Raw genomic sequence first — 13850 nt, forward strand, 5'->3', positions numbered from 1 at the left:
AGGCCGCCGTGGCGCTGCGGCGAAAGTACGGCGGGATTTGCAGGGCAGCCTTCCAAAAATCGAGTTTCGTTCCTATCTTTATGATAGACCAATGAAACTTTGATTTGCCCGCGGGCTTCTGCCAGCCGTTGCTCTCTGCTAGGCTTGTGCGCAGCACCCCATCCGCAGCCAAATGACCTACAATCTGGTTTCGGGAATGCCCGGGACCTCGGAGGATGAATGACGACCGCCGTCCAGACCAAAGAACAAGAACCCGTCGGCTTGCCCGACATGAAGGTGTCGGTCCGGCAGGTCTTCGGGATCGATAGCGATCTGGAAGTTCCGGCCTATTCGGAAGTCGACCCGCATGTGCCGGAGACCGATCCGGACTATCGCTTCGACCGCGCCACCACGCTCGCGATCCTCGCCGGCTTCGCCAAGAACCGCCGGGTGATGGTCACCGGCTATCACGGCACCGGCAAGTCGACCCACATCGAGCAGGTTGCGGCCCGCCTCAACTGGCCCTGCGTCCGCGTCAACCTCGACAGCCACATCAGCCGTATCGATCTGGTCGGCAAGGACGCCATCGTGGTCAAGGAAGGCAAGCAGGTCACCGAATTCCGTGACGGCATCCTGCCCTGGGCGCTGCAGCACAACATCGCGCTGGTGTTCGACGAATACGACGCCGGCCGCCCGGACGTGATGTTCGTGATCCAGCGCGTGCTGGAAGTCTCGGGCCGCCTGACGCTGCTCGACCAGAACAAGGTGATCAAGCCGCATCCGGCGTTCCGCCTGTTCTCGACCGCCAACACGGTCGGCCTCGGCGACACCTCGGGCCTCTATCACGGCACCCAGCAGATCAACCAGGGCCAGATGGACCGCTGGTCGATCGTCACCACGCTGAACTACCTCGCCCATGACGAGGAGGTGGAGATCGTGCTGGCCAAGGCGAAGCACTATCGCACCCAGGAAGGCCGCGACATCGTCAACAAGATGGTGCGGCTCGCGGATCTCACCCGCAATGCGTTCGCCAACGGCGATTTGTCGACGGTGATGAGCCCGCGCACGGTGATCACCTGGGCCGAGAACGCCGACATCTTCAACGACATCGGCTTCGCGTTCCGCGTCACCTTCCTCAACAAGTGTGACGAGCTGGAGCGGCCGCTGGTCGCCGAGTTCTACCAGCGCTGCTTCAACGTCGAGCTGGCGGAATCCTCGGTCAACGTGGCGCTCAGCTAATCCATGCCGAACATCTCCGTCGAGCGCACAGTCACACAGACGAAGAAGGCGGTGCTCGGCGGATTGCTCCGTTACAACAACGAGAAGATGGGGAAGCAGAAGTACAAGCGCTTCGCCATCTCGCTGCGGCAAGGCGACGAGATCGTCGGCGGCATCGTCGGCGAGGTCTGGACCGCGGTGTTGTTCATCCAGTTGTTCTGGATGGAGCAGAAGTTTCGCAACAAGGGTTTTGGCGCGAAGCTGATCAAGGCGATCGAAGACGAGGCGCGGCGCTTCGGAGCGGCGCGATCCTATCTGGATACGATGAGCTTCCAGGCGCCGGGCTTCTACCGCGCCAACGGATATAAAGAGTTCGGTTCGATTGAGGGGTATCCCGGCGGCGTCACGCGCCACTGGTTTACGAAATCGCTATGACAACCTCCAACATCAAATTCCGTCCCGGATCGAAGGAAGCGCCGACCGAGCCGTTCAAGCGCTCGGTGTCGGCGTGCCTGAAGGCGATCGCCAAGAAGCCGGAGCTCGAGGTCTCCTTCGCCGCCGAGCGGCCGGGGCTCGCGCCCGGCAAGGCGCGGCTGCCCGAACCGGCGCGCAAGATGACCAAGCGCGATGCCGCGATCGTGCGCGGCCACGCCGATTCGATCGCGCTCAAGATCGCCTGTCATGATCCCAAGGTGCATCGCAAGCTGATGCCGGGCAATCCGCAGGCGCGCGGCGTGTTCGAGGCGGTCGAGCAGGCGCGCGTCGAGGCGCTCGGCTCGCGCCGGATGGCGGGCGTCGCCAAGAACCTCACCGCGATGCTCGACGATCATTTCCACCGCGGCAAGTATGACGAGATCACCGACCGCGCCGATGCGCCGCTGTCGGACGCGCTGGCGATGCTGGTGCGCGAGCGCCTCACCGGCTTGGCGCCGCCCGCGGCCGCCAAGAAGATGGTCGATCTCTGGCGTCCGACGCTCGAGGACAAGATCGGCTCGCGGCTCGACAAGCTCAGCCGCTTCGCCGAGGACCAGGCGAGATTCGGCGACCTCGTCCACGATCTCTTGTCGGCGCTCGATCTCGGCGACGATCGCAACATGGATTCCGACGACGACGAGGACCAGGACGAGAACCAGGACGGCGAGAACGATCAGTCCGGCGCCGAAGGCTCGCCCGATTCCGACGCCGCGCAGGAGATGAGCGCCGACCAGGCGCAGACCACCGCTGACGAGATGAGCGAAAGCGCGATGGAGAGCGCGCAGGCCTCGACGTCGGATACGTTCGACGACGGCGAGCTCGGCGACGACGAGACGCCTGGCGAGGCGACGCGGCCGAATTCGCGCGGTCAGAACGAGCCGCGCGGTCCGGAATATCATGCATTTGCGCCGAAGTTCGACGAGGTGATCGCGGCCGAGGATCTCTGCGACCACGACGAGCTGGAACGGCTGCGCTCCTATCTCGACAAGCAGCTCGCGCATCTGCAGGGCATCGTGGCGCGGCTCGCCAACCGTCTCCAGCGCCGCCTGATGGCGCAGCAGAACCGCGCCTGGGATTTCGATCTCGAGGAAGGCATCCTCGATCCGGCGCGGCTGTCGCGCGTCGTCACCGATCCCTATCACCCGCTGTCCTTCATGCATGAGAAGGAGGCGACCTTCCGCGACACCGTGGTGACGCTGCTGCTCGACAACTCAGGCTCGATGCGCGGCCGGCCGATCACCGTTGCCGCCACCTGCGCCGACATCCTGGCGCGCACGCTGGAGCGTTGTGGCGTCAAGGTCGAGATTCTGGGCTTCACCACCCGCGCCTGGAAGGGCGGCCAGTCGCGCGAGGCGTGGCTTGCCGCGGGCAAGCCGGCCAATCCCGGCCGCCTCAACGATCTCAGGCACATCATCTACAAATCGGCCGACGCACCATGGCGTCGTGCGCGGAAGAATCTCGGCCTGATGATGCGCGAAGGCCTGCTCAAGGAGAACATCGACGGCGAGGCGCTCGACTGGGCGCACAAGCGTCTGCTTGCGCGTCCCGAGCAGCGCCGCATCCTGATGATGATCTCCGACGGCGCGCCGGTGGACGATTCCACGCTGTCGGTCAATCCCGGCAATTACCTCGAGCGGCATCTGCGCCACATCATCGAGGAGATCGAGACCCGCTCGCCGGTCGAATTGATCGCGATCGGCATCGGTCATGACGTCACGCGCTACTATCGTCGCGCCGTCACCATTGTCGATGCCGAAGAGCTCGGCGGCGCGATCACCGAAAAGCTCGCCGAGCTGTTCAGCGAGACCCACGGCTCGGCGCCTGCACCGGGCAGCCGGCGCCGCCTGCACTCGTGAGACATGCGCTCACTCCCTAGCCGCCGCCATATCCTGAGAGGTGTGGCGGCGGGGCTGTCGGCCGCCGCGCTGCCGCATCTTGCCTTGGCACAGAGCGCGACCCAGCCGCCACTGACTCCGGGACCATCAGGCAGGCCGGGCCGGCATCGCGTCGACGAGCCCGTCGCGATCGAAGTCAACGCGCGGCCGTTGCCGTCGTTCGATATCCGCGATCGCGCGCGGGTCAAGTTCGGCGCGCTGGAATATCGCAGCGGTCTTATTCTGACCTCGTCATTCTCCGGCTTCGGCGGCCTCTCCGCGCTGCGGCTCGATGCCAAGGGCGAGCGCTTCATCGCGGTCAGCGACCAGGGGACCTGGTTCACCGGCCGCATCGTCTATCGCGGCCGCGACATGGCCGGGCTGGACGATGTCGAGGCTGCGCCGCTGTTAGGTGCCGACGGCAGGCCGATCACCGCGACTCGTGGCTGGTACGATTCGGAATCGCTCGCGCTCGACGGCTCGTTTGCCTATGTCGGGCTCGAGCGGGTCAACCAGGTGCTGCGCTACGATTTCGCCAAGGGGTTTACCCGCTCGCGCGGCGAGGTGGTGCCGCTGCCGCCGGCGGCGCGCAAGCTTCCCAACAACAAGGGGCTGGAGGCGCTGGTCTTCGTACCCAAGGCCTTGTCGAAGGCCCAGCCGTTGGCAGGCACGCTGATCGCGTTCTCGGAGCGCGGGCTCGACGCGAGCGGCAATTTGATCGCCTTTCTGGTCGGCGGCAGAACGCCGGGCCAGTTCAGCGTTCGTCGCACCGAGAATTTCGATATCAGCGACGCGGTGTTGCTGCCGTCAGGCGATCTGTTGATCCTGGAGCGGAAATTCTCCTGGCTCGGCGGCGTCGGCATCCGCATCCGCCGCCTCGCGCTGTCCGACATCGCGCCCGGCGCCGTGGTCGACGGACCTGCGATCTTCAACGCCGATCTCGGCAACGAGATCGACAACATGGAAGGCATCGACGCCCATGTCACCGACGAGGGCGAGACCGTGCTGACCTTGATCTCCGACGACAATTTCTCGCTGATCCAGCGCAACCTGCTGCTGCAGTTCACGCTGCTGGAGTGAGGTGCCGCGCCTCAAGGGGCGGCGCTATCGCATTGCTGATCTGCGTCGTAGCCTGCCCGGCGTCCCCGACAGTTGGTGATCTCGGCCGCGCCCTCTATCTTAGCCGGGTCCTTTCCCGGTCCCGGATGTCCCCGCATGAGCGCCCTGTTTTCCCCGATCGAACTGCGCAGCCTCAAGCTTTCCAACCGCATCATGGTCTCGCCGATGTGCCAGTATTCGGCCGACGATGGCTCGGCCAATGATTGGCATTTCACCCACATCAACATGCTGGCGCTGTCGGGCGCCGCGATGTTCTGCATCGAGGCCACCCATGTCGAGGATATCGGGCGGATCACGCCGGGTTGCCTCGGCCTCTATAGCGATGCCAACGAGGCGGCGCTGAAGCCGATCATGGCCTCGGTGCGCAAGCACTCGGAGGCCGCGGTCGCGATGCAGCTCGCGCATGCCGGCCGCAAGGCCTCGAGCCAGCGGCCCTGGGAGGGCGGGCAACTGATCCCGATCGCCGAGGGCGGCTGGCAGACGGTCGGGCCGTCCGCTGTCCCGCACAAGGAGAGCGAGGCGGCGCCGGTGGCGCTCGACGATGCCGGTCTGAAGCGCATTCGCGAGGCCTTTGTCGCGTCGGCGAAGCGCGCCGACCGCCTCGGCATCGACGCGCTCGAATTGCACGGCGCGCACGGTTATCTGCTGCACCAGTTCCTGTCGCCGATCGCCAACAAGCGGACCGACCGCTATGGCGGCTCGCTCGAGAACCGCATGCGCTTCCCGCTGGAAGTGTTCGACGCGGTGCGCGCCGTATTCCCGGATCACAAGCCGATCGGCATGCGGGTGTCGGCGACCGACTGGGTCGAAGGCGCCTGGGACCTCGCGCAGACCATCGAATTTGCAAAGGAATTGAAAAAGCGCGGCGTCGACTGGATGGATGTCTCGTCCGGCGGCGTCTCGCCGCTGCAGAAGATTCCGCTCGGTCCGGGCTACCAGGTGCCGGCGGCACAGGCGGTGAAGGAGGCGACCGGCGTCACCACGATGGCGGTCGGCCTGATCACGGAAGCCAGGCAGGCGGAGGAGATCGTCTCCACCGGCAAGGCCGACATGGTCGCGCTCGCCCGCGGCATGCTCTACGACCCGCGCTGGGGCTGGCATGCCGCTGCCGAGCTCGGTGGCGAGGTGAGCGCGCCGCCGCAATATTGGCGCTCGCAGCCTTCGACGCAGAAGGCGCTGTTCGGCAAGACCACGTTCGGGGCGCGCTAGGATTACTCCCTCGTCATTCCGGGATGGTGCGTCAGCACCAGACCCGGAATCTCGAGATTCCGGGTTCAATGCTGCGCATTGCCCCGGAATGACGATGTGATTCATCTGGCCATTGTCCTGCCGCAGCCGGGGCAGCTACTCTCTGCGCGCGTGCGCAAGACACGCTTCGAACAAAGAGAGGAAACCCATGGAACTCGGATATTTCGCGATGCCGTCGCATCCGCCGGAGTGCGGATTGAAGGAGGGCCACGACTGGGATCTGCAGGTGCTGCGCTGGCTCGATGAGCTCGGCTATCAGGAAGCCTGGATCGGCGAGCACCACACGGCGCCGTGGGAGCCGCATCCGTCGCCCGACCTCTTAATCGCGCAGGCGCTGCTGCAGACCAAGAACATCCGCATCGGGCCCGGCGGCTTCCTGCTGCCGTATCATCACCCGGCCGAGCTCGCCAACCGCGTCGCGATGCTCGACCATCTCTCGAACGGTCGGCTCAATTTCGGCGTCGCGGCTTCGGGGCTGCCGAGCGACTGGGCGATGTTCAATGTCGACGGCATGTCGGGCCAGAACCGCGACATGACCCGCGAGGCGCTCGAGATCATCCTGAAGATGTGGACCGAGCCGGCGCCGTGGACCCACAAGGGCAAGTTCTGGACGGTGACCAAGCCGGACACGATGTTCGATTTCCTCAAACCCCACATCAGGCCCCAGCAAGCGCCGCATCCGCCGATCGGCGTCGCAGGCCTATCGAAGAATTCCGACACGCTGAAGCTCGCCGGCGAGCGCGGCTTCATTCCGATGAGCCTCAACCTCAACCCGGCCTACGTCGGCAGCCACTGGGAGTCGGTGGAAGCCGGTGCCGCCAAGACCGGCCGCAAGCCAAGCCGCAAGGACTGGCGGATGGTGCGCGAGGTGTTCGTCGCCGACACCGACGAAGAGGCGTGGAAGCTTTCGACCGGCGACATGATGGGCCGGATGATGGGCGAGTACTTCCTGCCGCTGCTCGGCCATTTTGGTTTCAAGGATTATCTGAAAGCTTCGCCCGACGTGCCGGACAGCGACGTCACCGTCGAGTATTGCGCCCGCAACAACTGGATCGTCGGCTCGCCCGCGACGGTTACCGAGAAGATCGAGACAATCTACCGGGAGGTCGGCGGTTTCGGCGTGCTGCTGGTGTTCGGCTTCGATTACAAGCACAAGCCCGAGGCCTGGCACAACTCGCTGCGGCTGCTGAAGCACGAGGTGCTGCCGAAGCTGAAGCATCTCGATGCCTCGGTCGGCCGCGCGGCGTAGACCTGAGCGATGCGAGGCAGCGGCAACGCTGCCCCGTGCTTCAGGTTGTGGCGGGCAGTCGGCGTCGCGCACAGATGGAATACGTCGCGCGGTTCGTTACGGTTGCTGCGGCCTGCAGCAACCGCGAAGCGCCGCCTGGTCGCAGTCATGTGAGTGGCGAGCGACTATCGCGATGCTGCGAAAAGGCCTAGCCTGACAGCGGTGCAATTCATTGATGAGGCAGAGCAATGCGCAGCCGCGTCAGAAAATTTGCCCATGTCCTGGAGCGCTTCGGCCTTGCCCTGGCGGGAGCTGCGAGCGGTCTGTTCGTCGCCATCCATGTCGGATCGAGCGTATCGGCGCTGACCTCGCAGGCGTTCCTGCTGATCATGATGCTCGGCGGCGCGATCGGCTTCTATCTCGGCATCGATACGCCGCCAAAGCTGTTCCATCCGAAGGATGCCGCATCGACGCGGAAGATCGACGCGGCGGAGCTGCTCGGCGCGATCGGCACGTTCCTGGCGACGATGGTCGCGTTCTTTTCGGTCGGCGTCGTCGTGCTGCGCAGCGAACCGGATATCGGCTGGACCGCAGCCATCATGGCCGGCTGGGTGCTCGGCGTCGCCATGCAGATCGTCGCCGGCACCATCGCGCGGGCGCGCGCGTAGCTAGTCGCCGCGCGATACGCCGAGTCCGGCAAGGTGCGTGTCGACGAACTGCGCAAGGCGCTCGCGCAGCTGCTCCGGCGGCACTGCGACCATGCGCTCCTCGAGGCCCAGCGAGATGATGCCGTGGACCGCTGAGAACATCATCCGCGACAGCAGCGCGACGTCGTCGGGATCGCGATCGGGCAATAGCCGCACCAGTGGCGCATGCATCAGCGCAAATGCCTCCATCACCATCGTCAGGATATCTTCCGGAAACGGCCGGTCGTCCTCCATCCGGTGCTCGAACAGCGAACGCAGCAGGTTGGCGTGCTCGGTGGCGAAGCCGAGATAGGCGTCGGCGAGCCCGTGTAGCTGGCGCAGCGGATCGTCGGTTGGGACCGCCTTGAGCCGCGCGGTCAGGGCCTGAACGGTTTCCCGGTTCACGGTCAGGATCAGGCCATCGAAGTCGCCGAACTCGTTATAGACGCTGCCGATGGAGCAGCCGGCGGCTTCGGCAACGTCACGAACCTTCAATGATCTCAGACCTTTAGTCGAGATGACCCGGCGCGCGATCTCGATCAGCAGAGTGCGCCGCTGAAGTTTTTTTCGGTCTCGTCGCGATTCTTCTTGAACAACGTTCATTTTCTAGCTACAAATTTGAGCGTTGCTCAAGTTGGCATAGGAGGCCACTCACATGCAGACCCTAGCACTTCAACTGACCACCACCCTTATCGATGACGCGATCGAGCTCGTGAAGGGCCTTGGCCGCGGCATCCTCGCCCTGGCGATGGCGCCGATCGAGCGGATCGCCCGTGCCTGCGACGTCGCAGGCGTCCTGGAGCAGCGGCGCGCCGATCGGCGCGCGCCGCGCCCGGCGATGGTCACCGGTGGTCGTTGCAAGCAGCGCAGCTGCCGCTGGTCGCCGTTCCGCGGCTTGAGTGAACTGACCTGAAGGGTTCGGGCCGCAATTGTCGCCGAAACCTCAACAAAGCACTCACCATGTCCCTCGCGAGTCCGTTTCGCCGTCGACCGGCCACAACCCTGGATAAGGTCTCGTACATTTCTGCCGGGCATTGTCCCGGCGTTCCGGTGCGGCCGATCCGCCCCGATTCGAACCGATACGTTGCGGAACAGACTAAAGGCTGCGGCATCTCCGTCATTTTCACCACGCTCAGCATTCTCTGCCACCCGAATTCGCAGACCTGCCAGCGCCCTGCGCGCTAACCCAAGGAACCGGTCATGATCAAGGAATTGATGACGTCCCGCCGCTTCGCGCCGCTGTTCTGGTCGCAGTTCTGCTCGGCATTGAACGACAACGTGCTGAAGAACGCGCTGGTCATCATGCTGCTGTATGGGGTCGCCAACGAGCAGGGACCGGCGCTGGTGCAGCTCGCGGGCGCGGTGTTCATCTTCCCGTTCTTCGTGCTGTCGGCGCTCGGTGGCGAGCTCGCCGACCGCTATGTCAAATCCATCGTCGCGCGCCGCCTGAAATTCTTCGAGATCTTCGCCGCCGCCTTTGCCGCGGCCGGCTTTTTCACGCATTCAATCCCGCTGCTGTTCATCGCGCTGGTGCTGTTCGGCACCGTCGCCGCGCTGTTCGGCCCGGTGAAATATGCCGTACTGCCCGACCAGCTGTCGGTGTCCGAACTCGCCACTGGCAACGCGCTGGTCGAGGGCGCCACCTTCATGGCGATCCTGATCGGCACCATCGCGGGTGGCCTGTTCGTCGCGGGCGCCAGCCACATGGGCTGGATCTGCGCCGCCGTTGTGGGCCTGTCGATCTTGTCCTGGGGATTTGCCTCGCGCATCCCGGTCACGCAGCCGTCCGCGCCTGATCTGCCGATCACCAGGAATCCCTGGACCTCGACCGTGCGGCTGTTGAAGTCGCTCTATGCCGAGCCGCGGCTGTGGGACGGCATGGTGATCGTGTCGTGGTTCTGGATGGTCGGCGCGATCGTGCTGTCGCTGCTGCCCGCTCTGATCAAGGAAGGCGTCGGCGGCACCGAGGGCGTGGTCACGCTGTGCCTCGCCGTGTTCGCGATCGGCATTGCCGCCGGCTCGCTGTTCGCCGCCCAGCTGAGCCATGTCCGCCCGAATATCGCGCTGGTGCCGATCGGTGCCATCGTGATGGGCGTGATCGGCCTCGACCTCGCACTTGCGATCGCCACCACGTCGCTCGGCAAGGACGTCACCGCGGCCGCGTTCGCGACCTCGCTCGGTGGCTTCCGCATGCTGGCCGACTTCTTCCTGTTCGCCATCGGCGGCGGCCTGTTCGTGGTGCCGGCGTTTGCCGCCGTGCAGGCCTGGACCGCGCCGTCCGAGCGCGCCCGCATCATCGCCGCCGGCAACATCCTGCAGGCCGGCTTCATGGTCGCCGGCGCGGTGTTCGTCGGCGCCCTGCAAGCCGTCGGACTGCCGATCGCCTGGATCTTCTTCGGCCTCGGCATCGCGAGCTTCGGCAGCGTCTGGTTCGTGCTGAACAAGTGGGGCAAGGAGGGCGTGCGCGATTTCGGCGCGCTGCTGTTCCGCGCGATGTTCCGGCTCGAGGTGCGCGGCATGGAGAACCTGCCGCCTGCAGGCACCCGGATGCTGATCGCGCCCAACCATGTCAGCCTGGTCGATGGCCCGCTGCTGCACGCCACCTTGCCGATCGACGCGAGCTTCGCGGTCGACACCGGGATTGCCAAGGCGTGGTGGGCCAAGCCGTTCCTGAAGATGATCAAGCACTACACGATGGATCCGTCGAAGCCGCTGGCCGCGCGCGACCTGATCAAGCTGGTTGCCGCCGGTGAGCCGGTGGTGATCTTCCCGGAGGGCCGCATCACGGTTTCGGGCTCGCTGATGAAGGTCTATGACGGCACCGCGATGATCGCCGACAAGGCTGACGCGGTCGTCGTCCCGGTCCGCATCGAGGGCGCGCAGCGCTCGCATCTCAGCTATCTCAAGAACGGCGAGATCAAGCGCTCCTGGTTTCCCAAGGTGACGATCTCGATCCTGCCGCCGGTCAAGCTGCCGGTCGACCAGTCGCTGAAAGGCAAGGCGCGCCGCAACGCCGCCGGCGCCGCACTTCAGGACGTCATGATCGACGCCATGGTGCAGAACGCGATGCTCGACCAGACGCTGTTCGAGGGCCTCGGCCACGCCTATCGCGACCGCGACACCGGCAAGCCGATCATTGAAGACGCGCTCGGCACCAAGCTGACCTATCGCAAGCTGATCCTCGGCGCGCAGGTCTTGAGCCGCAAGCTCGAGCAGGGGACTTCAGTGGGCGAGAATGTCGGCGTTCTGCTGCCGAACTCGGCCGGCGTCGCCGTCGTGTTCATGGCGCTGCAGACCATCGGCCGGGTGCCCGCGATGCTCAACTTCTCGGCCGGCCCGGTCAACGTGCTGGCCGCGATGAAGGCGGCGCAGGTGAAGACCGTGCTGACCTCGCAGGCCTTCATCGAGAAGGGCAAGCTCGACAAGTTGATCGCGGCGATGGCCGGCCAGGCCCGCGTGATCTATCTCGAAGACGTGCGCGGCGGCATCAGCCTCACCGACAAGATCGCGGGCTTCCGCGCCGGCATCGCGCCCCGCGTCGCCCGCAATGCCAGCGATCCCGCGGTCATCCTGTTCACCTCGGGTTCGGAAGGCACGCCGAAGGGCGTCGTGCTGTCCCACCGCAACATCCTCGCCAACGCGGCGCAGGCGCTGGCGCGGGTCGATGCCAACGCCAACGACAAGGTGTTCAACGTCCTGCCGGTGTTCCACTCGTTTGGTCTCACGGGCGGCATGATGATGCCGATCCTCGGCGGCATCCCGATCTTCATGTATCCGTCGCCGCTGCATTACCGGATCGTGCCCGAGCTGATCTACCAGACCGGCGCCACCATCCTGTTCGGCACCGACACCTTCCTCACCGGCTACGCCCGCTCGGCGCATGCCTATGATTTCCGCACGCTGCGGCTGGTGATCGCCGGCGCGGAAGCGGTGAAGGAGCGCACGCGGCAGATCTACATGGAGCGCTACGGCATCCGCATCCTCGAGGGCTACGGCGTCACCGAGACCGCACCGGTGCTGGCGATGAACACGCCGATGGCCAACCGCCAGGGCACCGTCGGCCGGATTTCGCCCTTGATGCAGTACCGCCTCGATCCGGTTCCCGGCATCGCGGAGGGCGGCCGGCTGTCGGTGAAGGGCCCGAACGTGATGATCGGCTATCTCCGCGCCGAGAATCCCGGCGTGCTGGAGCCGCTGCCCGAGGGCTGGCACGACACCGGCGACATCGTCACGGTCGACGCGCAGGGCTTCATCGCGATCAAGGGCCGCGCCAAGCGCTTCGCCAAGATCGCCGGCGAGATGGTTTCGCTGTCGGCGGTCGAGGCGATGGCGACCGCGCTGTGGCCGCAGGCGATGTCGGTCGCGGTCACGCTGCCCGATCAGCGCAAGGGCGAGCGCATCGTGCTGCTCACCACGCAAAAGGACGCCGACCGATCCGCGATGCAGCGCCAGGCCAAGAGCACCGGTGCCTCCGAGCTCGCGGTGCCGGCCGACATCCGCGTCGTCGACAAGGTGCCGCTGCTCGGCACCGGCAAGACCGACTATGTCGGCGCCACTGCTTTGGCCAAGGAACTTGCGGCCGCTGCGCCCGTGCCGGCGCCGCAGGCGGATGAGACGACCGACGCGGCCGAGGCCGAGCCGGAGGCGCGTCAGCAACACGTCGCTTGAGCCTTCGGCCTGAGTTTTGGCTTGAGCCTCGGCATGATGGTTGTGCTTTCCGTGCGCATGTTGTCAGATGGACGGCAACTGCTCCCGAGAAAGCACAGCCATGGTTCTTCCCCTCGACCCCGTCATCGAACAAATCATCCCGCTGCTGCCGCTGCGCGATCCCGCGACCATGACGCCGCAGAGCTGCCGCGAGCAGCTGCGCGCGCTGGCCGAGGCGCGCAAGGCGGTGCCGCCGCCGCCGGTCGATGTTTTCAGGGATATCGAAGTGCAGGGCGCCGCCGGCAAGCTCGGCGCGCGGCTCTATCGGAACGGCAGCGGCACCGCGCCGACCGTGATCTTCTTCCACGGCGGCGGCTGGGTCGCCGGCGATCTCGAGACCCATGACCGGCAGGCCCGCAACCTCGTGATCGAGACCGGCGCGGTCGTGATCTCGGTCGATTACCGCCGCCCGCCGGAGACGCGCTTTCCCGGCGCATTCGAGGATGCGTTCGCCGCGATCCGCGACGTGATCGCGCGGCTCAGTGAGTTCGGCGGCGATCTCGCCCGCATCGGCGTCGCCGGCGATTCCGCGGGCGGCAACCTCGCCGCGACCACGGCGCTGGCGTGCCGCGACGCCGGCATCAGGCTCGCCGGGCAATTGCTGGTCTATCCCGTCACCGACGTGGTCGGCCACTATGCCGACGCGGGCGAGAACGCCAAATTCCCGTCGCGCGATGAGAATGCGGAAGGCTACTTCCTGACCCGCGCGACGATGCAATGGTTCGCGGGGCATTACCTCGCGGACAAGGCCGATGCCGCCGACTGGCGCGTCTCGCCGCTGCGCGCGACGAGCTTCGCCGGCGTGGCGCCGGCGGTGGTCACCACCGCCTGGTTCGACCCGCTGCGCGACGAGGGCCACGCCTATGCCAGGGCGTTGCAGGCGGCCGGGGTGCCGGTCGCGTATCACACCGGCGAGGGGCTCATTCACGGCTATTTCGGCCTCGGCGACGCGTCGGACGCCGCCCGCGCCGAGGCGCAGCGGGCGCGGGCGGATTTCAGGGTGTTGTTGGAGCGGGGGGTGTAACTCCCGCCCCGCGGAGGGGGCCGATACCAAAACAGCGAAAACAACCCCATGCAAAGGAGCCCGGCGGTAGCCGGGGACCTTCGACCAGGCGGCTTGACGCGTCGGGCAACTCAAGGGTACATTTCCAATATTCCGAAATCTGGAATGCGTGTGTGCGCGCCCCAAGGGCGAGTCATTTCGCCGTTGTTGACGGCAAGTCTAACCTCCGTCGTCCCGGCGAAGGCCGGGACCCATAACCACAAATGAATGTTTGGCGCGATGCTGGGGCCGCAGCCCGCTGCAACAACGGGCTG

The 13850-nt window shown here is 65.8% G+C and carries 11 protein-coding genes; 10 read left to right on the forward strand and 1 reads right to left on the reverse strand.

What is annotated here, in order from left to right; all coding sequences use genetic code 11:
- The first annotated feature begins 219 nt into the window (after window positions 1–219).
- The 7 genes from cobS (at window position 220) to ACVINW_RS13390 (ending at window position 7808) form a co-directional block, all read left to right on the forward strand.
- Window positions 220–1218 (forward strand): cobaltochelatase subunit CobS, encoded by a 999-nt coding sequence (gene cobS, locus ACVINW_RS13360; protein ID WP_456751721.1) that lies wholly within the window; start codon window positions 220–222, stop codon window positions 1216–1218.
- 3 nt (window positions 1219–1221) lie between these two features.
- Window positions 1222–1632: a GNAT family N-acetyltransferase gene (locus ACVINW_RS13365; RefSeq protein WP_456751722.1), complete on the forward strand. Its 411-nt coding sequence runs from the start codon at window positions 1222–1224 to the stop codon at window positions 1630–1632.
- Window positions 1629–3527, forward strand: a complete 1899-nt coding sequence (cobT, locus tag ACVINW_RS13370; protein WP_456751723.1) for a cobaltochelatase subunit CobT — start codon at window positions 1629–1631, stop codon at window positions 3525–3527. The genes ACVINW_RS13365 and cobT overlap by 4 nt, the downstream gene beginning before the upstream one ends.
- A 3-nt stretch (window positions 3528–3530) precedes the next feature.
- Window positions 3531–4625 carry an esterase-like activity of phytase family protein gene (locus tag ACVINW_RS13375; RefSeq protein ID WP_456751724.1) on the forward strand — a complete coding sequence of 365 codons (1095 nt, stop codon included), beginning with the start codon at window positions 3531–3533 and terminating at the stop codon, window positions 4623–4625.
- Window positions 4626–4760: 135 nt separating this feature from the next.
- Window positions 4761–5873, forward strand: a complete 1113-nt coding sequence (locus tag ACVINW_RS13380) for an NADH:flavin oxidoreductase/NADH oxidase (RefSeq protein WP_456751725.1) — start codon at window positions 4761–4763, stop codon at window positions 5871–5873.
- Window positions 5874–6060: 187 nt separating this feature from the next.
- A complete protein-coding gene (locus ACVINW_RS13385) occupies window positions 6061–7161 on the forward strand; it encodes an LLM class flavin-dependent oxidoreductase (RefSeq protein ID WP_456751726.1) in 1101 nt (366 codons plus the stop codon).
- Window positions 7162–7388: 227 nt separating this feature from the next.
- Window positions 7389–7808: a hypothetical protein gene (locus ACVINW_RS13390; protein WP_456751727.1), complete on the forward strand. Its 420-nt coding sequence runs from the start codon at window positions 7389–7391 to the stop codon at window positions 7806–7808.
- On the opposite strand, the gene ACVINW_RS13395 is transcribed toward ACVINW_RS13390, so the two are convergent.
- Window positions 7809–8429 carry a TetR/AcrR family transcriptional regulator gene (locus ACVINW_RS13395; RefSeq protein WP_456751728.1) on the reverse strand — a complete coding sequence of 207 codons (621 nt, stop codon included), beginning with the start codon at window positions 8427–8429 and terminating at the stop codon, window positions 7809–7811.
- A gap of 52 nt (window positions 8430–8481) precedes the next feature.
- On the opposite strand from ACVINW_RS13395, the gene ACVINW_RS13400 reads away from it, so the two are divergent.
- The 3 genes from ACVINW_RS13400 to ACVINW_RS13410 all read left to right on the forward strand — a co-directional run bounded on the left by ACVINW_RS13400 (window position 8482) and on the right by ACVINW_RS13410 (window position 13557).
- Window positions 8482–8739, forward strand: a complete 258-nt coding sequence (locus ACVINW_RS13400) for a hypothetical protein (RefSeq protein WP_456751729.1) — start codon at window positions 8482–8484, stop codon at window positions 8737–8739.
- 287 nt (window positions 8740–9026) lie between these two features.
- Window positions 9027–12494 carry an acyl-[ACP]--phospholipid O-acyltransferase gene (locus tag ACVINW_RS13405; protein WP_456751730.1) on the forward strand — a complete coding sequence of 1156 codons (3468 nt, stop codon included), beginning with the start codon at window positions 9027–9029 and terminating at the stop codon, window positions 12492–12494.
- Window positions 12495–12594: 100 nt separating this feature from the next.
- Entirely contained in the window at window positions 12595–13557 is a 963-nt protein-coding gene (locus ACVINW_RS13410) for an alpha/beta hydrolase (RefSeq protein ID WP_456751731.1), read from the forward strand.
- Window positions 13558–13850: the final 293 nt, after the last annotated feature.

This window comes from Bradyrhizobium sp. USDA 4461 (assembly GCF_054055655.1).

What these genes read in the sequence shown, in the direction of transcription:
- ACVINW_RS13395 (WP_456751728.1), bottom strand. Translation starts at nt 8,429, where the DNA reads ATGAACGTTGTTCAAGAAGAATCGCGACGAGACCGAAAAAAACTTCAG.
- ACVINW_RS13375 (WP_456751724.1), top strand. Translation starts at nt 3,531, where the DNA reads ATGCGCTCACTCCCTAGCCGCCGCCATATCCTGAGAGGTGTGGCGGCG.
- ACVINW_RS13385 (WP_456751726.1), top strand. Translation starts at nt 6,061, where the DNA reads ATGGAACTCGGATATTTCGCGATGCCGTCGCATCCGCCGGAGTGCGGA.
- ACVINW_RS13410 (WP_456751731.1), top strand. Translation starts at nt 12,595, where the DNA reads ATGGTTCTTCCCCTCGACCCCGTCATCGAACAAATCATCCCGCTGCTG.
- cobT (WP_456751723.1), top strand. Translation starts at nt 1,629, where the DNA reads ATGACAACCTCCAACATCAAATTCCGTCCCGGATCGAAGGAAGCGCCG.
- ACVINW_RS13405 (WP_456751730.1), top strand. Translation starts at nt 9,027, where the DNA reads ATGATCAAGGAATTGATGACGTCCCGCCGCTTCGCGCCGCTGTTCTGG.
- cobS (WP_456751721.1), top strand. Translation starts at nt 220, where the DNA reads ATGACGACCGCCGTCCAGACCAAAGAACAAGAACCCGTCGGCTTGCCC.
- ACVINW_RS13365 (WP_456751722.1), top strand. Translation starts at nt 1,222, where the DNA reads ATGCCGAACATCTCCGTCGAGCGCACAGTCACACAGACGAAGAAGGCG.
- ACVINW_RS13390 (WP_456751727.1), top strand. Translation starts at nt 7,389, where the DNA reads ATGCGCAGCCGCGTCAGAAAATTTGCCCATGTCCTGGAGCGCTTCGGC.
- ACVINW_RS13380 (WP_456751725.1), top strand. Translation starts at nt 4,761, where the DNA reads ATGAGCGCCCTGTTTTCCCCGATCGAACTGCGCAGCCTCAAGCTTTCC.
- ACVINW_RS13400 (WP_456751729.1), top strand. Translation starts at nt 8,482, where the DNA reads ATGCAGACCCTAGCACTTCAACTGACCACCACCCTTATCGATGACGCG.